Source organism: Oscillibacter acetigenes (genome assembly GCF_025567605.1).
GTDB classification, from domain to species: Bacteria; Bacillota; Clostridia; order Oscillospirales; family Oscillospiraceae; genus Oscillibacter; species Oscillibacter welbionis.
The window spans coordinates 176548-198009 of the sequence record NZ_JAOQKG010000001.1 but is presented as its reverse complement, the minus strand read 5'-3'; the positions used below and the strand labels follow the sequence as shown (position 1 = coordinate 198009).

Annotated in this window: 25 protein-coding genes; 10 read left to right on the top strand and 15 right to left on the bottom strand. The window is 62.5% G+C overall.

All coding sequences use genetic code 11. The annotated features are described in order from the left end of the window. Nucleotide 1: 1 nt before the first annotated feature. The 5 genes from hisH to hisG are packed head-to-tail and all read right to left on the bottom strand — an operon-like array spanning nt 2 to nt 5143. Nucleotides 2-613, bottom strand: coding sequence for an imidazole glycerol phosphate synthase subunit HisH (hisH, locus tag OCV80_RS01005; protein ID WP_021748148.1), 612 nt, complete (start codon nt 611-613; stop codon nt 2-4). Beyond that, a complete protein-coding gene (hisB, locus tag OCV80_RS01000; RefSeq protein WP_021748149.1) occupies nt 614-1201 on the bottom strand; it encodes an imidazoleglycerol-phosphate dehydratase HisB in 588 nt (195 codons plus the stop codon). Between the two features lie 12 nt (nt 1202-1213). Beyond that, the gene (hisC, locus tag OCV80_RS00995) at nt 1214-2278 is read right to left on the bottom strand and encodes a histidinol-phosphate transaminase (RefSeq protein WP_021748150.1); all 1065 of its coding nucleotides are present in this window, start codon (nt 2276-2278) and stop codon (nt 1214-1216) included. 4 nt (nt 2279-2282) lie between these two features. Beyond that, on the bottom strand, nt 2283-3569 hold the full coding sequence (gene hisD / locus OCV80_RS00990; RefSeq protein WP_267288147.1) for a histidinol dehydrogenase: 1287 nt from the start codon (nt 3567-3569) through the stop codon (nt 2283-2285). Next, nucleotides 3566-5143, bottom strand: coding sequence for an ATP phosphoribosyltransferase (gene hisG / locus OCV80_RS00985; RefSeq protein WP_021748153.1), 1578 nt, complete (start codon nt 5141-5143; stop codon nt 3566-3568). The genes hisD and hisG overlap by 4 nt, the downstream gene beginning before the upstream one ends. 310 nt (nt 5144-5453) lie before the next feature. Here hisG and OCV80_RS00980 point away from each other — a divergent pair, with 310 nt between their 5' ends. Continuing rightward, nucleotides 5454-5690, top strand: coding sequence for a helix-turn-helix domain-containing protein (locus OCV80_RS00980; RefSeq protein WP_025544054.1), 237 nt, complete (start codon nt 5454-5456; stop codon nt 5688-5690). 46 nt (nt 5691-5736) lie between these two features. Here the strand turns inward: OCV80_RS00980 and OCV80_RS00975 are convergent, their stop codons facing one another. Continuing rightward, complete coding sequence (locus OCV80_RS00975) at nt 5737-6549, bottom strand: hypothetical protein (protein ID WP_136891016.1); 813 nt, start codon at nt 6547-6549, stop codon at nt 5737-5739. Next, a complete protein-coding gene (locus OCV80_RS00970; RefSeq protein WP_136891017.1) occupies nt 6513-7214 on the bottom strand; it encodes a MerR family transcriptional regulator in 702 nt (233 codons plus the stop codon). The genes OCV80_RS00975 and OCV80_RS00970 overlap by 37 nt, the downstream gene beginning before the upstream one ends. 188 nt (nt 7215-7402) lie before the next feature. Here OCV80_RS00970 and OCV80_RS00965 point away from each other — a divergent pair, with 188 nt between their 5' ends. The 3 genes from OCV80_RS00965 to OCV80_RS00955 all read left to right on the top strand — a co-directional run bounded on the left by OCV80_RS00965 (nt 7403) and on the right by OCV80_RS00955 (nt 9399). Continuing rightward, entirely contained in the window at nt 7403-7747 is a 345-nt protein-coding gene (locus tag OCV80_RS00965) for a cupin domain-containing protein (protein ID WP_021748157.1), read from the top strand. A 124-nt stretch (nt 7748-7871) separates the two neighbouring features. Continuing rightward, nucleotides 7872-8360 carry an RNA polymerase sigma factor gene (locus OCV80_RS00960; RefSeq protein ID WP_025545819.1) on the top strand — a complete coding sequence of 163 codons (489 nt, stop codon included), beginning with the start codon at nt 7872-7874 and terminating at the stop codon, nt 8358-8360. Continuing rightward, complete coding sequence (locus OCV80_RS00955; RefSeq protein ID WP_158629712.1) at nt 8344-9399, top strand: DUF4179 domain-containing protein; 1056 nt, start codon at nt 8344-8346, stop codon at nt 9397-9399. The genes OCV80_RS00960 and OCV80_RS00955 overlap by 17 nt, the downstream gene beginning before the upstream one ends. A gap of 201 nt (nt 9400-9600) precedes the next feature. On the opposite strand, the gene OCV80_RS00950 is transcribed toward OCV80_RS00955, so the two are convergent. The 3 genes from OCV80_RS00950 to mtnA are packed head-to-tail and all read right to left on the bottom strand — an operon-like array spanning nt 9601 to nt 11756. After that, on the bottom strand, nt 9601-9894 hold the full coding sequence (locus OCV80_RS00950) for a hypothetical protein (protein WP_021748160.1): 294 nt from the start codon (nt 9892-9894) through the stop codon (nt 9601-9603). A gap of 3 nt (nt 9895-9897) precedes the next feature. Beyond that, nucleotides 9898-10632, bottom strand: coding sequence for a purine-nucleoside phosphorylase (gene deoD / locus OCV80_RS00945; RefSeq protein ID WP_136891019.1), 735 nt, complete (start codon nt 10630-10632; stop codon nt 9898-9900). A gap of 47 nt (nt 10633-10679) precedes the next feature. Beyond that, nucleotides 10680-11756 (bottom strand): S-methyl-5-thioribose-1-phosphate isomerase, encoded by a 1077-nt coding sequence (mtnA, locus tag OCV80_RS00940; RefSeq protein WP_136891020.1) that lies wholly within the window; start codon nt 11754-11756, stop codon nt 10680-10682. 243 nt (nt 11757-11999) lie between these two features. On the opposite strand from mtnA, the gene OCV80_RS00935 reads away from it, so the two are divergent. After that, the gene (locus OCV80_RS00935; protein ID WP_119311607.1) at nt 12000-12500 is read left to right on the top strand and encodes a hypothetical protein; all 501 of its coding nucleotides are present in this window, start codon (nt 12000-12002) and stop codon (nt 12498-12500) included. Between the two features lie 136 nt (nt 12501-12636). Here the strand turns inward: OCV80_RS00935 and OCV80_RS00930 are convergent, their stop codons facing one another. Both OCV80_RS00930 and OCV80_RS00925 read right to left on the bottom strand, forming a co-directional pair. Next, complete coding sequence (locus OCV80_RS00930) at nt 12637-13158, bottom strand: nitroreductase family protein (RefSeq protein WP_021748164.1); 522 nt, start codon at nt 13156-13158, stop codon at nt 12637-12639. 95 nt (nt 13159-13253) lie between these two features. Further along, nucleotides 13254-13478, bottom strand: coding sequence for an HpcH/HpaI aldolase family protein (locus OCV80_RS00925; RefSeq protein WP_021748165.1), 225 nt, complete (start codon nt 13476-13478; stop codon nt 13254-13256). A gap of 187 nt (nt 13479-13665) precedes the next feature. Between OCV80_RS00925 and OCV80_RS00920 the strand changes: the two genes are divergently transcribed. The 5 genes from OCV80_RS00920 to OCV80_RS00900 all read left to right on the top strand — a co-directional run bounded on the left by OCV80_RS00920 (nt 13666) and on the right by OCV80_RS00900 (nt 18194). Next, nucleotides 13666-14829: a pyridoxal phosphate-dependent aminotransferase gene (locus OCV80_RS00920; RefSeq protein WP_021748166.1), complete on the top strand. Its 1164-nt coding sequence runs from the start codon at nt 13666-13668 to the stop codon at nt 14827-14829. Between the two features lie 145 nt (nt 14830-14974). Then, the gene (gene spoIIID, locus OCV80_RS00915) at nt 14975-15223 is read left to right on the top strand and encodes a sporulation transcriptional regulator SpoIIID (protein WP_025545171.1); all 249 of its coding nucleotides are present in this window, start codon (nt 14975-14977) and stop codon (nt 15221-15223) included. A gap of 46 nt (nt 15224-15269) precedes the next feature. Beyond that, the gene (locus OCV80_RS00910; RefSeq protein ID WP_021748168.1) at nt 15270-15530 is read left to right on the top strand and encodes a hypothetical protein; all 261 of its coding nucleotides are present in this window, start codon (nt 15270-15272) and stop codon (nt 15528-15530) included. 155 nt (nt 15531-15685) lie between these two features. Further along, the gene (locus OCV80_RS00905) at nt 15686-16678 is read left to right on the top strand and encodes an LCP family protein (protein WP_021748169.1); all 993 of its coding nucleotides are present in this window, start codon (nt 15686-15688) and stop codon (nt 16676-16678) included. Between the two features lie 79 nt (nt 16679-16757). Beyond that, complete coding sequence (locus tag OCV80_RS00900) at nt 16758-18194, top strand: S-layer homology domain-containing protein (protein ID WP_119311608.1); 1437 nt, start codon at nt 16758-16760, stop codon at nt 18192-18194. A gap of 64 nt (nt 18195-18258) precedes the next feature. Here the strand turns inward: OCV80_RS00900 and OCV80_RS00895 are convergent, their stop codons facing one another. Genes OCV80_RS00895 through OCV80_RS00885 form a run of 3 tightly spaced genes read right to left on the bottom strand, consistent with a single transcriptional unit; the run spans nt 18259 to nt 21455 of the window. After that, nucleotides 18259-18552, bottom strand: coding sequence for a NifU family protein (locus tag OCV80_RS00895; RefSeq protein WP_021748171.1), 294 nt, complete (start codon nt 18550-18552; stop codon nt 18259-18261). Further along, on the bottom strand, nt 18549-20072 hold the full coding sequence (locus OCV80_RS00890) for an ATP-binding protein (protein ID WP_119311609.1): 1524 nt from the start codon (nt 20070-20072) through the stop codon (nt 18549-18551). Before OCV80_RS00890 ends, OCV80_RS00895 begins: the two co-directional genes overlap by 4 nt. A 12-nt stretch (nt 20073-20084) precedes the next feature. Further along, nucleotides 20085-21455 (bottom strand): vWA domain-containing protein, encoded by a 1371-nt coding sequence (locus tag OCV80_RS00885; RefSeq protein WP_119311610.1) that lies wholly within the window; start codon nt 21453-21455, stop codon nt 20085-20087. Between the last annotated feature and the right edge of the window lie 7 nt (nt 21456-21462).

Sequence of the window (21462 nt, the reverse complement as noted above, 5' to 3'; positions counted from 1 at the left end):
CTCACAGTTCTGCAAAGGCCCGCAGCAACCGCAGTCCCGTGTCCCCGGATTTCTCCGGGTGGAACTGGGTGCCGTAGACGTTTCCCCGGCGCACCACACCGGTGACATCCACATTGCCGTACCGGGACGCGGCCAGAGTGCCGGCGGCGCAGTCCCGGGCATAGAAGCTGTGGACGTAATACACATACTCTCCGTCCCGGACGTGGCGGAACAGGGGGTCATCTTTCAAAATCTGCAAGCTGTTCCAGCCCATGTGGGGGACCTTCAGCGTCTTGTCCGTCAGGTCCCGGCGGAGGTCCACTACTTGGCCGGGCACCAGCCCCAGGCCGGGGTGCTCCCCGTACTCAAAGCTCTTGTCAAACAGCAGCTGCATCCCCAGGCAGATGCCCAGGAGAGGCTTCTTCTCCGCCTCCTCCTGAATCACCGGCACCAAGCCGGTGGCATCCAGCTTGGCGCGGGCGTCCCCAAAGGCGCCCACGCCGGGCAGGATGATCCGGTCTGCCGCCCGGAGGCGGCCGGCGTCGCCGGTGACCTCCGCCTCCAGGTCCAGGGCCCTCAGGCTGGAGAGCAGAGAGAACAAGTTCCCCACGCCGTAGTCTACAATTGCAATCATTTACAGCACACCCTTCGTGCTGGGAATTTCATCCCGGTGTTTTTCGTCCGGGGCCACAGCCATCTTCAAGGCCCGGCCCGCGCCCTTGAACACGGCCTCCAGAATGTGGTGGGTGTTCTCCCCGGCCATCTGCCGGATGTGGAGGGACATGGGGCACGCCCGGACGAAGGCCAGGAAGAACTCCTTGCCCAGCTCCGTATCGAAGTCCCCCACCCTTTGGGCGGGCAGGTCCACGGACCAGCCCAGATAGTCCCGGCCGGAAAGGTCGCAGGCCACCAGCACCAGCGTCTCGTCCATGGGCAGGAGGAACTGGCCGTAGCGCGTGATACCCCGCTTGTCCCCCAGAGCCTCTGCAAAGGCCCGGCCCAGGCAGATGCCGATGTCCTCCACGCTGTGGTGGCCGTCCACCTGGGTGTCCCCCTGGCAGCGGATGGTCAGGTCAAAATCCCCATGCCGGGCGAACAGCTCCAGCATGTGGTCCAGGAACCCCACGCCGGTGGCGATGTCCGCCTTCCCAGTGCCGTCCAGGTTTAAAGAGAGCTGGATCCGGGTCTCCCGGGTGTCCCGCCTGATATCAGCAGTGCGCATCTCTCCGCCTCCTTACAGCTCTTCCAGGATGGCCGTCAGCTCCTCCACCAGGGTCTCCATCTGCTCCATGGATCCGATGGTAATGCGGATATAGTCCCGGATCCGGTCCGCGTCGAACCAGCGGACCAGGACGCCGTTCTCCTTCAGCTTCCGGTACAGGGTCTCGCCGGGAAGCTGGCTGTGGCGGGCAAAGACGAAGTTGGCCTGGGAGGGCAGGACAGTGAAACCCAAATTCTCCAGCTCTCCCACGGTCCAGGCCCGGGTCTGCCGGATGGCAGCGGTGCAGGCGGCGAAGTACGCCTCGTCCGCCACAGCGGCGGCCCCTGCCGCGATGGACAGCCGGTTTACATTGTAGGGATGGAAGCTGTATTTCACCCGGTTCAGGTCCGCGATCAACTCCGGGCTGCCCAATGCGTAGCCCACCCGACCGCCGGCCAGGGACCGGCTCTTGGACATAGTCTGGGTCACCAGCAGGTTGTCATAACGGTAGATCATGGGCACGCAGCTCTCGGCGCCGAAGTCCACATACGCCTCGTCCACGATCACCACTCGGTCTGGGTTCGCCTCCAGCAGCCGCTGGATGTCGTTCCGGGGCACGGCAATACCGGTGGGGGCATTGGGGTTGGCGATGACAATGGTGCCGGGGAAATCCATATAGTCGTCCACATGTAAGGTGAAGTCCTCCCGCAGGGGGATTATCTTCACATCCAGATCGAACAGGGCAGCCTGGGACTTATAGAACCCATAGGTAACATCCGCAAAGGCCACGGGTTGCCCCGCTCCGCAGAAGGCCCGGAAGGCAAAGGCCAGCACCTCGTCAGAGCCGTTGCCCGCCAGCACGTTCTTGGCTTTCAGCTCATAGCGCCTGGCGATGGCCTCCGTCAGCGCGGCACAGGTGGGGTCGGAGTACAGGTTCAGTTTCAGGATCTCCGCCCGGTTGATGGCCTTGAGAACCTTGGGCGACGGGGGGAAGGGGCTCTCATTGGTGTTCAGCTTTACATACTGCTGATCCTGGGGCTGCTCGCCGGGGGTGTAGGGGGCAAGGCGCTCCGCCTCCTGGGAAATCCAGCGGCTCATGGGATCACTCTCCTTTCTCTTCCGTGCGGGACAGGGCAGACCGGGCGTGGCCGTGGAGGCCCTCCCGCTCTGCAAAGTCCGCGATCCGGGGGGCGGCGTCTGCCAGCGCCTCCCGGGTGTAGTAGATGAACTGGGTCTTCTTCACAAAGTCGTCTACGCTGAGGGGACTGGAAAACCGGGCCGTACCGCTGGTGGGCAGGGTGTGGTTGGGACCCGCGAAATAGTCCCCCAGCGCCTCTGGCGTGTGGCGGCCCAGAAAAACGCTGCCGGCGTTTTTGACCAGGGGCAGCAGGGCAAAGGGATCGTCCACGCACAACTCCAGATGCTCCGGAGCGATGCGGTTGGCGGCCTCCACTGCCGCGGCCAGGTCCTTTGTCACCAGGATCTTACCGTTGGCCTCCAAGGACTTTTGAGCGATATCTCGCCGGGGCAGGTCCGTCAGCTGGCGCTCCACCTCGTTTTGGACGGCCTCCGCCAGGGGGCGGCTGTCCGTCACCAGCACGGCGGCGGCGTGGGCGTCGTGCTCCGCCTGGCTCAACAGGTCCGCCGCCACCCAGGCGGGGTCGCTCTTCCCGTCCGCCACCACCAGGATCTCACTGGGGCCGGCGATCATGTCGATGTCCACCTGTCCGAACACCTTCCGCTTGGCGGCAGCCACAAAGACGCCGCCGGGACCCACGATCTTGTCCACCTGGGGGACTGTCTCCGTGCCGTAGGCCAGGGCCGCCACCGCCTGGGCGCCGCCGATCTTGAACACCCGGTCCGCCCCGGCGATTTTTACCGCTGCCAGAGCTTCTGCAGAGATGGCGCCGTTTTGGTTCGGCGGCGTCACCACCGCGATCTCTTTTACCCCGGCGATCCTGGCAGGGATGACGTTCATCAAAATGGTGGAGGGAAAAGCCACCGGGCTGCCGGGTACGCAGATGCCCACCCGCTCGACAGGCGTGTATCGCTGGCCCAGCACCACGCCGGGCCGGTCCGTCAGGCAGAAGTCCCGGTGGACCTGTGCCTCATGGAAGTGCCGGATATTGTCCGCCGCCTGCCGCAGCGTCTCCCGGAAATTCCCGTCCACACAGTCCCAGGCGGCGCGCAGCTCCTCCGCCGTCACCTCAAACCGCTCCAGATCTGCGCCGTCGAACCGGCGGGTGTATTCCCGCAGGGCCTCATCCCCCCGGGTGCGGACGTCCGCCAGAATGGCGGCCACCGCCGCATCCACATCCTCCTCCGCCTGGGGGGGGCGGTCAAAGAGGGGCAGGTCCTCCAGGCGGTCCGCCTCATAGATGGGAATCATGCCTCCGTCACCTCCTTCAGCCTGCCCAGAAGCGCCTCGATCTCCTGGTGCTTGAACTGGTAGCTGGCCCGGTTGGCGATGAAGCGGGCCGAGATGGGCATGAACTCCGTCAGCACCTTCAGATCGTTCTCCCGCAGGGTGGTGCCCGTCTCCACGATGTCCACAATCACATCAGAGAGGCCCAGGATGGGGGCCAGCTCAATGGAGCCGTTCAGCTGGATGATGTCGATGTCTCGGCCCTGGGCGGCGTAGTACCGCTTGGCGATATTCCCGAATTTGGTGGCCACCCGCAGGGCCCGGCTCTGGTCCTCGGTAAAGTCTTTCGGCCCGGCCACGCACATGCGGCACCTGCCCAAGCCCGTGTCCAGCAGCTCATACACATCCGCGCCGGACTCGGCCAGGATGTCCTTGCCTACGATGCCGATGTCCGCCGCGCCGTGCTCCACGTAGATGGCCACGTCGCTGGGCTTCACCAAGAAGTAGCGGATGCCCGCCTTTCGGTTCTCCACCACCAGCTTCCGGGTGTCGGCGTAGTTTTCCGGGCAGCCGTAGCCCACGCCCGCCAGCAGGTCGTAAACCTTGTCTCCCAGGCGGCCCTTGGGCAGGGCCACGTTCAGCATCACCAGGCCAGCCGGCTCCGCCGCCGCGTCGGACAGCCGGTCCAGCTCGTCTAAGTACAGCGCAAAGCCGATGGCCCGGGCGCCGGGGCGGAACTGCTCCGCCAGGGGGTCATACTGCCCGCCCCGGAGCACTGCCCGGGGCGCTCCCGCCAGATATCCCTGGAGCACCAAGCCGTTGTAATACTCCATATCGTTCACCAGGGAGAAGTCCAGCTTCCAGTGGTCCGTCTGCCCCTGGTCCTCCAGCGCCCGACACAGGCCCCGCAGCTCTTCCAGCGCCGCCCCCATGGCGGCGTTCAGGGCCAGCACCTCCGCGGCAGCAAGAACCTCCTGCCAGGGCCCTGCCAGAGTCCCCAGGCGGCAGAGTGCGTCCGTCCCCTGGCGGGAGAGGCCCGCGGCCTCAGCGGCTTTGCGCAGCTCATGGACGTTTTTGTCCCGGATGCAGGTGAGGAGCCTGGGCCGCACAGCCTCCTGGGCGCCCACCGCGTCAAAGAGGCCGGTGACGAAGCCCATGTGGCTGATCTCCAGCACGAAGTCCCGCCCGGTCAGGGCCAGGCTCCGCAGGGCCAGGGACACCACCTGGGCCGCAGCGGCATCATCCACGGCACCGATGCACTCCAGGCCCATCTGACTGATCTCCCGGAAGGTATGGCTCTCCTGGCTGGGGCGGTAGACGTTTTCCTGATAGTAGTACCGGCCGCAGCCGCCGGGCCCCACCTGGGCATTCTTGGCGATGGAGAGGGTCACGTCCGGCTTCAGCGCCAGCAGCCGCCCGTCCAGGTCCGTAAAGGTGATGACCTGCTCGCTGGAAAGAAAACGGCGGTTCTCCTGATAGAGACCGTATTCCTCGAACCGACCCATGTGGTATTTGCGGAAGCCCTCCTGTTCATACAGCAGCCGCAGCTGCAGCGATGCCCGCTCCTGGGGCCGCAGGACGTTCAGATCCAGTTCCATGGGGACTCTCCTCCCGGCGGACTATCAGCCCGCGTTGATTTCAGCATTTATTTTACTTTATTTTATTAGCAAAGTAAAGCGGTAATTCGGTAGTAAGAAAAATTCTATGCTTTTAACAAATTCAACTTCGCACAAAACAGAAGTTAACGTGATTTTACACCCAGGATGGTGTTTTTGCAATCTCCCTTTCCCCTGTTCCCGCCCTGACATTTCCAGCCCTAAAAATGAAATTTTCTTCATAGATAGAGGATTTCCGACAAATGCTCCTTTTATCATTTAAAGAAAACCCATGATTCTATGGAGTATGGCAATGAAAAGAAGTACCCCTCTGACCCGCAACATCGGCGCGAAAGTGAAATACTACCGGAAGCTCCGCGGCCTTTCCCAGAAGCAGCTGGCCGCCCAGCTGCAGACCAACGGCTGCGATATCACGGAGACCATGCTGGGCCACATCGAGACGGGCTACCGCTCCACTTCCATTTTTGAGATCGACAAGCTGGCCGAGGCGTTGAAAGTGGACTACAACGCCCTGTTTGCCCAGGATTAACGGCACGGTACGGAGAGATCTCCGCGCCGTGCCGTTTTGCTTCCGGTCATCCGTTGTCCAGGGCCACGGTGTAGGTGAAGGAGAGGCGGTTGCCCTCCTCCACCGGCTGCCAGCCCATGCCTTGGAAGTAACAAAAGCCTGTCTGCTCCACCTCTGCCGTGATGATTACCCCCGGCTGATGAAGGGTGAAGCCCCGCTCCCAGTCCGCCTCCTCCTGCTCCCGCAGCTGGGCCTGCCGGGAGAGAGACCAGAAAGGCGCCTCCCTGCGCCCCCAGACCAGGGCCGTCACGATTTGGGGCACATAGCTGTCAGGTGTTTCCACCCACATAGCTGTGGTATTTTGGAAGGTTCCGGACATGGTGACCGCTGTGACATGGCCGTCCTCCACCGTGTAGTGGAACGCCTTGGCATCGTCCCAGGGGTTCACATCCATCAGGTCTTCCAGGGAGATGATCTGGCTGCCATCCTCCGGCTTTTCCTGCCACTGGCCGTCTTCATCCAGATAGGCCCTGCCGCCAAAGTCCAGATATTCCGCCTGGCGGTTGTAGTTCTCCGCGAACTCCGCCACAGTCAGATCCCCTCTGTTGGGCGGCAGCTGGGACCAGCTGTTGACAGCCTCTCCCACTATCAGCACCAGGAGTACCGTCAGGATCAGCGATGCGGCGTATCGGAGCCGGAAGGGCTTTGCGGTGTAGGCCACCCCGTCGTCCCAGGGCTGGGGCTCCTCTTTCCAGCACCGCCAAGCAGATCGGAGGATCATCACAAGAGACAGTATGGGGATATAAAAGCCCAATCCCATCCATAGCATCATGAGATAGCGGGTCACGCCCTCGCTGTATGGGAGGTTTTTTCCATCCATTCCAGCCAGCCGCATCCCCAACAGGGCCTGCCCGGCGTGGTGCCCCAGAGATGCAGGGACAGAGGTTCCAAAACACCCAGCAGGACCACCCCCGCGAAACTGATAGCCAGTGCGGCCCGAGTCGGGTTATACCCCAGCAGGCATAGTCCCGCCACCAGCAGCATCCGCACCAGCATCTCATCGAACATTCGGGCGAACAGCCGCCGGGAGGCGCTGCACACCGTAGGCAGCCGGTCCGTCTCCGGCAGGGCCGAAGCAGATGCCTTCTCCCACCAGGGGCCGCCCTCCCCCGGCAGGGCCGGGGCGTCCAGGTCCGCCAGGTACCTCCCCGGGTCCAGGCCGGTGAATGTGGCGCCGGTCCGCCGCAGGTCGCCGCAGACCCGCTCCACCCGGCCCAGGGCGGCCTGTTCGCCGCCCACCTCCGCCAGCCGCCGGTCCAGCACGGCAGAAAGTTCCGCCCTGCCGTCCCGCAAGGCCCGAAGCGCCTCGATGGTTACTCCCAGCCGCCGCAGCAGCTTGATCTTCTCCAGGGTCCGCAGGTCCTCCTCGCTGTAATCCCGGTAGCCGTTACCGGACCGGGCGGGGGCCAGCAGCCCCTCCGCCTCGTAGTAGCGGATATTGGCCCGGGGCACGCCGGACCGGGCCTCCATCTCCTTGCTGGTCAATGATACCGCCTCCTTTGGCCTCAGGATAAAGTATCAAGGGACTTGACAGTCAAGCCTTTTTCGCAAAAAAGCCGCCCGCCGCCGGAGATTTCCCGGCTGGACATTCCCCTTTGCCTCTGCTATGATGGTATCATCTTCGCCGGGGCTCTGCAAGACCACCGGCAGATCAATAAAAAGGAGAGACTGCCATGTTCACCCCATCCGACAAGTGCCCCCGTCGGGATGCCTGCGTCCAGAACGGCAAGGGCCTCATCCACATGAAGGACCTGACGGACAAGGAGGGCCTCTATAACCACGGCCGCCTGTTCGCCCACGTCACCGTGGACCCAGGCTGCTCCATCGGCGACCACCCCCACGACCATGAGACCGAGTTTTACTACATCATCAAGGGCGAGGGCGTGTTCAACGACAATGGCAAGGAGATCGTGGTCCGCCCCGGCGACATCTGCGCCACCGGCTACGGCGAGGTCCACGGCCTGGAGAACCGGGGCACGGAACCCGTGGAGCTGATTGCTTTAATCGTGGGAGAATAAAACCGGATCCAAGCGGCCCCAGGGGCCGCTTTTTCCTGCCCTGAAAAAAACTTTCCCCTCCCTGAAAGTTTTTTCCCCGCCGGATCGTATCCTGGGTGAGAGCGCTCCAAAGGAGTTGAGATACATGGACGATATGGAACAGGCGGAGCGGCTGGCCAACACATACGCCGACGCGATCCTCCGCCTCAGTTACACCTATCTGAAAAACACCCACGATGCCCAGGATATCTGCCAGACGGTCTTCGTGAAGCTGCTGATGGAGCCCCGGGAGTTTAAGAGCCCGGAGCACGAGCGGGCCTACATCCTGCGGATGGCGGCCAACGCCTGCAAGGACCTGCTGAAAAGCCCCTGGCGGCAGCGGTCGCAATCCCTGGATGTCGGACTGGAGGTCCCCGCCCCCCAGGCGGGCGACGGGTCTGTGCTGGAGGCGGTAAATCAGCTGCCGCCCCACTACCGGGCCGTCATTTACCTGTTCTATTACGAGGGTTACCAGGCTGCCGAGATCGGTCAAATCCTGGGCATCCCCACCGCAACCGTCCACACCCGGCTGGCCCGGGGACGGACGAAGCTGAAAGAACTTTTGGGAGGATATGGCTATGAACAGCTCGTTTGAATATCAGGAGTCCCTGAACAGCCTGCACTTTACAGAGGAGGAAAAGGCCGCCATCGCCCGCCGGGCCGCTGAGGCGGCGCGGAAGCAGACCCGGCCCGCTCGCCGCCCCGTCCGCCGGATAGCCCTGATCGCCGCTGCGGCGGTGCTGGTGCTGGCAGTGGGCACCGCCGGCGCCACCGGCATCCTGCGGTCCGCTGCGGAGGTCTTCTCTCCCCTCTTTGGCGGGGCACCCGCTCAGACGGAGATCATCGACAAGATCGGCTATCCCGTGGGCGCCAGCGACACGGACAACGGCGTCACCGTCACCGCCGACGCCGTCATGGGCGATGCGTATAATGCCGTTATCGTCTACACCATCAGTCGGGACGACGGTACCCGCCTGCTGCCGGAGGACATCACAGGCGAAATGCTGCTGGTCCACGGCAACGGCACGGACCTGAGCATTCTGGGCGGAAGCCACGGCAGCAGCTATTTTGTGGTGGAGGATCCCGCAGCCAGCTCCATCCAGATGGTGGAGACGGTCAGCGCCGACAAGCCCATCAACGACTGCACCGCCACCGGTGTGTTCGAGAACCTCTACAAGTGGGACGAGGAGGCCGGCGAGGCCGTACCCATCATCGAGGGTAAGTGGAGGCTCAAGTTTGAGATGACCTACGAGGACAGCTCCGTCACCCTGAGCGGCGGCGAGACCTTCACCCAGGACGGCATGACCTTCACCATCGACTCCATCACCCTCTCTCCCGTGGCCTACAAGGTGGACTACACCGTGGACAGCGAGGTGGTGTGGAGCAACTCCGGCAGCGGCCGGCAAAGCGAAGAGGACCGCCTCACCACACAGCGGTACTTCGAAAACGTGGAAATCCTGCTGACCCTCACCGACGGCACGGTGATCGACCTGTCTAACGCCGGCGGCAGCATCGGCCCGGAGGATGGCGTCACTGTCTGCTCCAAGGGCGAGGTGTTCTCTGAGGTCCTCCCCATGGAGGACATGGCCTCCATCTCTGTGGGCGGCGTGGTGTACGATCTGACAGCGGAGTGAGCTGAGGCATTCCCAGGCAGGCCGAACCGTTCCGGAAGCAGCGCAGAGAACTGTGCGGCCGCCTCTATCGGATGGCTCTCAGACGAAGGGGCCCGCACTGCTCTAAATTAAAACTTTGCCTGTCCTGTCAAAACGTTTTTTGCAGAAGAAGGACCCGCCGGGGCACACGCCCCAGCGGGTCCTTATCTTTTGCAGTTCCGGTTACTGGGGCGCCACGTGCTCCGGCTTTACCAGATCCGCCAGCAGCTCCTTCGCCCGCTCCACGTCCTCCGGCTTCACGGAGATGTAGTAGGTCAGCCGGTCGATCTTCCCGTTGGGGCCGAAGTCCCGGTGGTCCAGCTTGGCGCCGCAGCCGCACGCCGGCGCCTCCGTCTCATAGAAACCGGTCTCCATGACCTTGATGCCAGCATCCTTCAGCCGCTGCCGGGCTTCCTTCCACCGGGGTTTGTCGCCCCAGACCTCATAGGCCTTCTCACGCTTTCCGAACAGCGCCATACGTCAGCCCTCCAGGGACTTCCAGGCAGTCTCCAGGGCGATCTCCATCATCTCGTGGAAGGAGTCCTGCCGCTCCTGGGCGGAGAGGGACTCCCCGGTGAAGATGTGGTCGGAGATGGTCAGCAGGGACAGCGCCCGCTTCCCCAGCCGCTGGGCCGTCCAGTAGAGGCCAGCCGTCTCCATCTCCAGCGCCAGGATGCCGAACTTCCGGTACATGGCCCCGGCGTCGGGGTTGTCGTTGTAGAACTGGTCCGCCGTGAACACCTGACCTACATCTGCTCGGACGCCCATGGCCTCCGCCGTCTCCACCGCGTCCCGGAGGAGCCGGAAGTCGGCGGTGGCGCACAGCTGGCCGGGGAACCGGTACTGGTCGGCGAAGTGGGAGTTGGTAGAGGCCCCCAGGGCGATGACCACATCCCGGACCTTCACATCATCCCCGATGCCGCCGGCGGAGCCGATGCGGATGATGGTATCCACACCGAAGAATTGGTACAGCTCATAGCTGTAAATACCCATAGAGGGCACGCCCATACCGTGGCCCATGACGGAGATGCGCTTGCCCTTGTAGGTGCCGGTGTAGCCCAGCATGTTCCGGACGGTGTTAAAGCACACCACCTCCTCCAGATAGTGGTCCGCCACGTACTTGGCCCGCAGGGGGTCGCCGGGCATCAGCACAGCTTTTGCAATCTGGCTCTCTTCCGCCGCGATAGAGGCGGATGGGGATTCCTTGATGGCCATTTTTGATTCCTCCTTGTAATGTAGATGTCAGATATTCCATTTCGTTGTCACTTCTTGTCGTCAAACAGCGCCTTCAGGCTCTTGGTATAAGGCGGGCGGCAGATGCCCTTCTCTGTGACGATGCCGGCGATCAGCTCATGGTCCGTCACATCGAAGGCGGGGTTGTAGCACTTCACCTCGGGCAGAGCCATGGGCTTTTCGTACCACATGGTCTTGATCTCCTCGCCGTCCCGCTCCTCGATGGGGATGTGGTCCCCGTCGGGGCAGGCCATATCAATCGTGGAGGTGGGGCCCAGCACGTAGACGGGAATGCCGTAGTGCTTAGCCAGAATCGCCACGCCGGAGGTACCGATCTTGTTGGCGGTGTCGCCGTTGGCGGCCACCCGGTCGCAGCCCACGAAGCAGGCCTGGACCCAGCCGTTCTTCATGACAATGGAGGCCATGTTGTCGCAGATCAGCGTCACGTCCACCCCGGCCCGCTGGAGCTCATAGCTGGTGAGCCGGGCGCCCTGGAGCAGGGGGCGGGTCTCGTCGGCGAATACCCGGATGTGCATCCCTCGCTCCGCCGCCAGCAGGAAGGGGCCCTGGGCCGTGCCGTATCGGGAGGTGGCAAGGGGCCCGGCATTACAGTGTGTCAGGACGCCGTCGCCCTCCTTCAGCAGACTCAGACCGTATTCGGAGATGGCCCTGCATTTGGCGATGTCGTCCTCATGGATGACTACTGCCCGCTCGTACAAAGCGTCCAGCATTTGGCCCCGGGTATCGTGGACATGCTCCAAGGCGGTGCGCATCATCTCCCGGATGGCCCAGCCCAGATTCACCGCCGTGGGACGGGCCGCGTCCAGCTGCTGGCCATAGTCGCTGAGGCGCTTCAAAAACGTGGGACGGTCCTCGGTCCGGATGGACTTGGCCAGCACATACATGCAGTAGGCGGCGCAGATGCCGATGGCCGGGGCCCCCCGCACCCGCAGGGCCCGGATGGCCTCCACCATCTCGTCAATGGTCTGGAGGCGGATCTCCTTCTCCTCCCCCGGCAGCAGGGTCTGGTCGATGATGTAAAGGGCCTCCGCCTTCCGGTCGTAGCGGATGTTCTGGGCATGGGTTACCGCGGTGATATCTGGCATGGTGGTTCTTCCTTTCCAAACGGCGGCCGCCCCTCCGGTCTCCCGGGGCAGCGCCTTCGTGTTCTCCCGTCCAGTGTATCGCAATTTCCCCGCCGACGCAAGGGGGGGGAGGTCAGCAGTTCCCTTTTCAAGCTCCGTTGTGATGGCCTGAACTCCGTCTTTCACCAACCGACCTTGTGAAAAATGGGTTTGTATGATAAAATAGGGGTGTTTCCAGTGAGCCTGTGTATCAGGAGGGATTGTATGCGCCAGCCCCAAACGATCTGGTCCTTATGCGCTTTTATATTTGGGTTGATGGGAATCATTTTTGTTTTCCTCGGGATGCTCTTTTATATCACAGACATCCCTGTGAATGGCGGCTGCAATTGGTCTTTTATCCCAATTGGGGCGATCCTTTTATTGGGCAGTATTGTTTGTTTGGCGAGGTGCGGTCTGCAGGAGCAGCGCAGAAAGCACCTAAAAACAAACGGCATTTCAGTGGTCGGAAAAATTCAATCCGTTCGACATCTAGTTTGGATCAACTGGAACACAAAGACATTTGTAAACTGGCCCGGGCAATGCTCTCCGTGGGTCGTTCAATGCTCCTACTGTTATGGCGGACGGACTTATACAGTCAAAAGCCTCTTGTCATGGATAAAGCCGGCTACTGATTTTCAGCAGCCCGTTATTTATCTTGATCCACGCAATCCAGTACATGCCTATGTGGATATGGATACAATCAAGTGGGAACTTTCATCTTTTTGAGCGCAATCACAAGCCGATCATATCTACAGGCCTCTCTGTTGATTTCACCAAATGAAGCGATTGCATACGATTCGCCAAGGGCTACCGCAGCAAAACAGCAGGGCGGCGGGAATGCTCCCGCCGCCCTGTGTATCTGTCACACGCGGAGGATCCAGCCGTCCTTCCGGGGCTTGGGGGCGGGCAGGTCCCCCTCCACATACCCCAGGATGCAGTTGCCCACACCACGGTAGGTCTCCGGCAGCCCCCACTTCTTCAGCAGTTCCTTGCCCTCCGGCCGGTCAAAAAGCTCCATGGCCCGGTTGATCCAGCAGGAGCCCAGTCCCAAAGCCGCGGCAGCGGTCATCAGGTTTCCCATCACCAGGGAGCCGTCCTGCAGCCAGTTCAGCTTCTCTCCGTCCCCCAGAACCACCACCACGGTGGGGGCACCGTAGAAGGGATCCGTGCCGGGATTGCCCTGGATCTCCGCGTTCAGCTTGGACATCCAGGCAATGGTCTCCGGGTCCTGGACCACCACCATGACAGAGGTCTGGAGTCCCTTGGCGGAAGGCGCCCAGGTGCCCGCCTCCAGAATGGCGTTCAGCTCCTCGTCCCTGATCTGCTCCGCCTTGTACTTGCGGACGCTCCGGCGCTCCTTCAAAACCTTCAATGTCTCGTTCATGTTCGCAGCTTCCTTTCTATCGTTATGTTGCTTTGAAAATCAAATGGCTCCGGGTTCCAGCACCTGCCCCATAATCTCCCGGCACTTTTGGTACATCAGGATGGTGTCGCGCAGGCCAGGACGCACAGGTCCGCCGCTTCCCCGGCCCGGACCATCTCCACAGTTTTCTCCGGGCCGTAATAGGTGTGCTCCAGATCCACGGTCAAGAACCGGAACCCGGCGTAGCCCGCGGCCTCCACAAACTCCGGTGCAGCGGACTGGATGAAGGTCCCCAGAAAAGGCCGCCCCTCCGCCAGCAGAGCGGAAAATGCAACGTGCATGGCCGTGCCCCTTTCTCATCTATTATAGCACATCCCCCCGGAATTCCCAACGTTTTTTCACATCAGGTATCGCCCCTTTGCGGATTCCGGAGGTGACAGCTGTCCCGTGACGTGCTATACTGATAAAAATATTGCGCTTTGGCAGGACTTTTTCCCAACTGTTCCAAAGTAAGGAGTGATTTTGACCATGCCCCAGCCTCTTTCTGAACGCACCGCCAGTTTCACCGATTCCGTGATCCGGCGGATGACCCGCGTCTCCCTGAAGTACGGCGCGGTGAACCTGTCCCAGGGCTTCCCCGACTTCGAGCCGCCCCAGGCGATCCTGGAACGGCTGGCCCAGGTGGCCCGGGAGGGCCCCCATCAGTACTCCGTCACCTGGGGGGCCCAGAACTTCCGAGAGGCCCTGGCCCGCAAGCAGTCCCGCTATATGGGCCGCACCATCGACCCGGACAAGGAAATCGTGGCCACCTGCGGCTCCACCGAGGCTATGATGTGCGCCATGATGACCGCGGCCAACCCCGGGGACAAGGTCATCGTCTTCTCCCCCTTCTATGAGAACTATGGGGCAGACACCATCCTCTCCGGGGCGGAGCCCATCTATGTGCCACTGCACCCGCCCGCCTTCACCTTCGACGTGGACGAGCTGGAGGCTGCCTTCCGCCAACGTCCCAAGGCCCTGGTGCTGTGCAACCCCTCCAACCCCTGCGGCCGGGTCTTCACCCGGGAGGAGCTGCTGACCATTGCGGAGATGGCCACCAGATACGACACCTACGTCATCACCGATGAGGTGTATGAGCACATCGTCTACGCCCCCCACCGGCACACCTACTTCGCCACCCTGCCGGGGATGTGGAACCGGACGCTGTCCTGCTCCTCCCTGTCCAAGACCTACTCCATCACCGGCTGGCGGCTGGGATACATCATCGCGCCGGAGGAGATCATCGACCGGGCCAAGAAGGTCCACGACTTTCTGACGGTGGGCTGCGCCGCGCCGCTGCAGGAGGCGGTAATCCCCGGCCTGGAGTTCGGCCAGGACTACTATGACGACCTGCTGGCCAAGTACACCCACAAGAAGGACCTGTTTCTCAAGGGGCTGGATGACCTGCACATCTCCCACAATGACCCGGAGGGCGCCTACTACGTGCTGCTGGACATCAGAGAGTACGGCTATGAGAGCGATCTGCAGTTCTGCAAGAACCTGGCCCGGGAGGTGGGCGTGGGGGCCGTGCCCGGCTCCAGCTTCTTCCGGGAGCCGGTGAACCACCTGATCCGCCTCCACTTCGCCAAGAATGACGACACCCTCAACGAGGCCCTGAACCGGCTGGAGAAGATCCAGAAGCTGAAAAAATAATCCCCCTCGGGCCCGTCCGGAAAACCCGGACGGGCCCTTTTTCGTCTAAAGACAGAAGAGGTTCTCTTCCCTCCGCCCCAGTCCGCGCATATCCCTTTTTCTCCCCGCATAGGATGGAGCAACAAGAGGCGGGGAGTGTTGTGTTTTGAAGGGTAACATGGAGGAGCGGGCCGAACGGCTGGCTCAGTACATCATCGAAAACCGGACCACGGTCCGCGCCGCCGCACAGAAATTCGGCATCAGCAAATCCACAGTGCACAAGGACATCTCCGAACGGCTGCCCCAGTTCAATCGGGTGCTGTACCAGCAGGTGAAGGAAGTCCTGGAGGTGAACAAGGCCCAGCGACACATCCGCGGCGGCATCGCCACCCGGAAAAAGTACCGCGGGGAATAAAATGCGCATAGACTAGTCTTAGAAAGCTCGCAACGGAGGAATCGATATGGCAAAGCAATCCCGCTGCCGCCGCGTGGCCCGGTCCACACCGGAGCCCCCGGTCGCCGCAGTGCCGGCCACCCCGGAGCCTCCCGTCCGCCGCTGGCCTCACCCGGTGGAGGGCGTGGAGCCCATCCAGGACCTGGATCCGGCACTCCATTACATACGATGCGCCCTCTCCTATCAGAACCAATTGCTGGCTGACATCAAGACTCTCTTGCAGCAGCTGGTTCCGGAGGAGACCCGGGAAGATGCGGAGAATTCCTGAAAAATGGCGTGCCGCGCTCCGGCACGCCATTTTCCTCTTGTGTTTTTCCGCTTCCCGTTTTATAATGTTGCAACGAGTATTATGTAAATCTTCTCACCCAGTTTTTCCAAAGAAACCCCCGCGGCACCGCCGCGGCTGTAAGGAGCGTTTTGAATATGGCAAAGAGAACCCGCCGGAGACGGCGCAGCTGGAGCAGACTGCTGCTTCTCGTGGTCTTTGTGGCCGCCGCACTGTATGCCGGCTACTTCTGTCTCTTCCGTCCCCCTGAGGTCCCCGCCGAAACCACCCGGCCCGACGAAGCGGAGGAGGTCTCCGCCGAAGACACCGCCCAGGACGCAGAAGTCCTGGCCCAGGCGGCCCATCTGGAGCGCAAGCCCTATTTCTACACCATTCTGGTGTCCGGCGTGGATGACCACAATGGCGGCAGCGACACCAATATCCTGGTGGCCGTGGATGCAGAGAACGACTACATCTATGGTGTCAGCATCCCCCGGGACACCAAGGCCGTCATCAATGGAAAGAACCACAAGATCAACTTCGCCTATAACTCCGGCGGGACCGCTCTGCTGGCCGAGACCATCTCCCAGCAGCTGGGCATCCCAGTGGATTTTACGGTAACCGTAGATCTGGACGGCTTCGCCGCGCTGGTGAATGCCATCGGCGGCGTGGACTTTGAAGTCCCCATCAGCATGAATTACGACGATCCTTACCAGGACCTGCACATCCACTTCTCCGCCGGGATGCAGCATCTCTCCGGTGCGGAGGCGCTGAAGGTGGTCCGCTTCCGCCACAACAACGACGGCTCCGGCTACGGCAGCGAGGACATCGGCCGGATGCAGACCCAGCAGAACTTCCTAAAAGCCGTGGCTCAACAGACGCTGACGCTCTCCAACGTGGACAAGGTGGGGGAGTTCGCCAAGATCTTCCAGCAGTATGTGGACACGGACCTGTCCCTTGGGAACCTGGCCTGGCTGGGGAAGGAGGCCATCAGCATGGGCGTGGATAAGATCTCCTTCTCCACTCTGCCCAACGAGTGGCGCTCCCCCTACATCTATCTGGACCCGGACGCCACTCTGGAGCTGGTCAACCAGTACCTGAATCCCTATGTGGAGGACCGGACCATGGAGGATTTGGACATCCCCTCCTGAAAAGGCCCCTGTCCGCGTTTTGTTCCATCAGGCAGAAATCCTGAATTCGATCTTCCATTTTGTATAAGGAGGTGCCGTCATGAAGAAACGGGTCCCCGCGCTGGTGCTGGCACTGGCGCTTGCTCTTACTGTCCCCGCCTGGGCCGCCCAGGACACCCCGGACAATTTTGTCCGCAGCAAAACCTACGCCGGCCAGTTCTCCGACCTGACGCCGGAGTCCACGTTCTACGACAATGTGGCGGCGCTGTATGCGTATGGTCTCTCCGTAGGCAAGGCCGACGGCACTTTCGGCCTGCGAGACCAGCTGACCGTTGGGCAGGTGGTGATTTTCGCCGGCCGCATCCGCAGTCTGTACCGCACCGGAGACGCGGAGGCAGGTCCAGGCGCCTATGCCGCCGAGAATGAGGCAGCGGCCCTCCGGTACCTGCGCTATCTCCAGTCGGAGGGTGTCATCGGCACGGAGCTGGACGAGTCCCTCTCCACCCCCGCCACCCGGGCCCAGGTGGCCCATGTGCTGGCGAACACGCTTCCGGAGGAGGCCCTGCCGCCCGTTCACGCGGACCTGGTAACTCAGGCTTACGCCAGCCGGCAGTTCATCACCGACGTGACCGAGTACACCCCCTATTACCAGGACATCCTGACCCTCTACCGCACCGGCGTGTCCGTAGGCAGCGACGCCGCTGGCTCCTTCCTGCCGGACCAGCCCATCACCCGGGGCGCGGCCGCCGCCATGCTGACCCGCATGGTGGATCCAAGCCTGCGGGCAACGCCGGACTGGGACCTGGGAAAGGAGTCCTGGAGCGCCCTGGGCGCTGCCATGGGAGATCTGGTGCCCTTGGGGACGTATATCGCCGCTCCCGCCACTGCGGCGGAGATAGATGAAAGCGTCCGCTACATGCTGGCATCCAACCAGAACACGCTGGTCCTGCAGTACCCCAGTCTCTCCGTAACCTCCGCCCGACGGGTGATGGAGGCGGCCCTGGCAGCTGTGAAAACCTATTGTGAGCAATGCTACAACACGGTCAACTGCACCTATTCTGCGGACGGGTCCATCACCCTCACCTTCTCCGCCGCCAGCGCGGGAGATCAGATCCTGACTTACCGCGACGCGGCCATGGAGGCGGCCATTGCCGTCCATGATGCCCTGTGGGAGAGCGGAGAGATCACCACCTCCATGTCCGACTATGAGAAGGCCCGGGTCTACTTCACCTGGATCTGCGATAACTGCGTCTATGATTACACCGCCGGGGACAGCTCCCTGAGCCATATTGCATACAGCCTGTTTGAAAACGGCACCGCCGTGTGCGACGGGTACACCGGCGCCTACAACCTGCTGCTGAAGCTGGAGGGCATCGACTGCACAGCCCTCTCCAACAACTCCCACATCTGGACCGTGGCCACCTTGGACGGCACAGACTACCACATCGACACCACCTGGGGCGACAGCGGCCCCGCCCCCAATTACGACTACTTCGCCATGACTGCCGAAGAGTCCTGGCAGCACCACAGCTGGTAAGCTGTTGAAAAGCGCCCCCGGCTTTTGCCGGGGGCGCTTTTTTCTCTTCAGGGGCTGCCGACTTTCAAAGATGATGGTCCCGCAGCAGCCGCTTGGCCTGCTCCCACAGCTCGTCGCTGACAGTCTGGACCACCACGACCTTCTGCACCAGCTCCGGCAGGGCAGCCGTCAGCTCATGCTCGATCAGCGTCTCGTTGGTCAGGTCCGCGGAGGGGCACCCGGCACACTGGCCCAGCAGCTTGATATACAGCACGCCGTCCTCCAGGTGGTCGATCTCCAGCTCACCCCCGTGGGCCCGGAGAGACGGGCGCACCTTCTCGTCCAGCACGGCTTCGATCTGCTTCCACTCTTCCCTCATGTGTTTTCCTCCTGTTCTGCCGCCTTGGCGGCGGCAATCTCCTCCCGGATGCGGTGGCGGGTGCTGTCAAACAGCAGCTCCCGGTTGTGGCGGAAATAGGCGTCACAGCCAAACTGCTCCACGAACCAGGAGGTGTTGTACCCGACGGTGATCTCCGTGACGAAGATCACCAGCTCCTGGCTGTTGCCGAAGGTGGTCTCTAGGAAACGGAAGGCGTTGTCGAACATGTCCTTCGTCTCCATGGCCACGGCCTTCCGCCGCTCCACCTCTTCACCGAACCAGCCCCGGACGGCGTCCATAGCCCCTTCCGGGGCCACGGCCTCCCGGTCCAGCCGCTGGCGGTAGTCCTCCAGGGCGTTGATCTCCCGCTGCTTGAGGTCCCGGGACTCCTTGTCCAACTGGCCGGCCTCTTTGGCCTGCTTCATGGCAGTACGCCGCTTCCACAGCAGCTGGTCCAGCACCGTCAGCGGCGGCGCGTCCGCGATCTTCTCCCGAAACTCTGTCAGGGAGGTGTGGAGGGCGTCGGTCAGGGCGTCCTGGCAGCGGGTGTTCCGGGCTTCCTCGCTGAGCCGGGACAGCACCAGCCCCATGACGGAGAGCTTCTCATCAAAGGGCGCCTCCCGCAGCTCCAGCACGGTGATGTTCTCCCAGGTGCCGCTGAGGATCCCCTCCACGTGGTAGGTCTTTTGATACTTGTAGAACATCTCCAGGTAATTGGCGAAGTCCTTGGCAATGCGGGGCATCTGGATGTACTGCCCCACCACCTCCCGGTCCGCCCGGATGCCCAGGGTCTCATAAGCGTACAGCAGTTCGCTGAGATCCTCCCAGCCCCGGGCGGTGGCAAACTGGAGGCCGTCTGCCGTGTTCTCGATGCGGTAGAAGTTGTCCTTCTTGATGTCCAGGTAGGAGAGGATGGCCCCGTGGAGGTTCTTCCGGCGGGCGTACTCCTTCCACACGCCGTAGTCCTCCTCCACGTCGATGCGCTTCACCCGGTCCAGGGTCACCACGTCGAAGTCCCGGACGGACTTGTTGTACTCCGGCGGGTTGCCCGCCGCCACGATCAGCCACCCCTCGGGAAGGGCCTGGTTGCCGAAAGTCTTGCACTGGAGGAACTGGAGCATCATGGGGGCCAGGGTCTCGCTGACGCAGTTGATCTCGTCCAGGAAGAGGATGCCCTCCTGCAGTCCGGTCCGCTCCATCAGCCGGTAAACGGAGGAGAGGATCTCGCTCATGGTGTACTCGGTGACGGAGACCTCCTCCCCGCCATAAGTCCGCTTTTCGATGAAGGGCAGGCCGATGGCGCTCTGTCGGGTGTGGTGGGTGATGGTGTAGGCCACCAGGCCCACGCCGGTCTCGGCGGCGATCTGCTCCATGATCTGGGTCTTGCCCACGCCCGGCGGGCCCATCAGCAGCACCGGCCGCTGGCGCACTGTGGGGATCAGGTAGTTCCCCAGCTGGTCCTTGGCCAGATACGCCTTCAAGGTATTGGTGATCTCCTGCTTTGCCTGTTTGATGTTCATATCGTTAGCTCCTTACAGTTGGGGAAGTTCGTCCAAATCGATCAGGTCCAGCCCGGCGGCTTTGGCCTCCTCCGCTGCCTCCCGGGCGGCCTGTTCCAGGGCCGGGGTGGGCACCACCAGCCGGATGGCCCAGGGGGGCATCTTTACGGACAGGGGCGGCTCCTCCAACAGCACGAAGGCCGTGTCATAGGGCGGCCGCTTCCGGGGATAGACGCCCATGCCGTCGGTGAAGTATACCAGCCCCCGAAGGAAGGTGAAGGCCCCCTCTACCTGGAGCTCCGCCACGTGTTCAAACACCGGCCGGAAGTCCGTGGCGCTGCCGCCCATCAGAGAGAAGTTCTCCATATAGGCTTTCAATTCCTCCAGGTCGCGGATGGGGGTGTCGGACCGGACCTGGTCGTCGCACTGGAGAATGCGAATGTTCACCTTCCGAGTGAAGGTCTCCGTGCTGCGGAGGATGGCGTAAGTGCAGGCCAGAAACTGCCGCACCAGCTCACCGGAGGTAGACATGGAGGTGTCCACGGCGATGACGAAGTCCTCGATCCGCTTCTCCTCCTTCGTCTCCGGCGGCTCCACCAGGGGCATGTTGCCGTAGAGCTGGAGGCCGTAGGTGTAGAAGATATAGTCAAAGGCGTCGCCGTCCACCGCCATCACCTCCCGGGGCACGGCGAACCGCCGGAGGAAGGTCCGGTAGTCCACGTCGTCCCGGTTGGCCACCTGGATCTGCTCCAGCACCGCCTCGCCGCCGGTGGCCTTGCCGGCCAGCACGGTCTCCAGTCCCGTCTGGGTCTTTTCGGAGACGCCCTGCCACTTCTGCTCCCGCTGCTTCTGCTGCTCCTGGTCCTGCTGGTCCGGGTCCCACAGGCCATGGTCGTCCACCAGAAAGGTCCGCTGGAGCCGGGCCACCTCGTACTCCGGCAGGTCCAGCCGCAGGAGATGGCGGTAGATGCCCTCCGCCGTCAGCACCGGCATCTCTGCCCGGCACTCGCCGTAGAACTTCTGCTTGGCGGGGACGAAGCCCCCGGCCAGGCAGGGGTAGTCCAGCTCGTCCAGGATGCTCTCCACCGCGACATCGCAGGCCAGATCCCACAGCTCCGCCACCCTGCCCCGCTTCTTCCACAGGTGCCGCAGCATACAGTGGAGCAGCACGTGGAGATAGGCCCGGTCCACCGCCGTCCGGGACCGGAGATACCGCTCCGAGAGGAAGCTGCCGTCGTAGTACAGCGTCTCCCCGTCGGTGGCCAGGGACAGCGTCACCCCGCCGCCGGGCTGGAAGTCCAGGCTGCACAGCGCCACATCCAGATAGGGCAGATTCAGATACAGTTCATTCCGGGCCGTCTGCAAAATCTCCAGTCCGATGGCCGTCAGGTCCTTGGCCGCCATGGTGCGC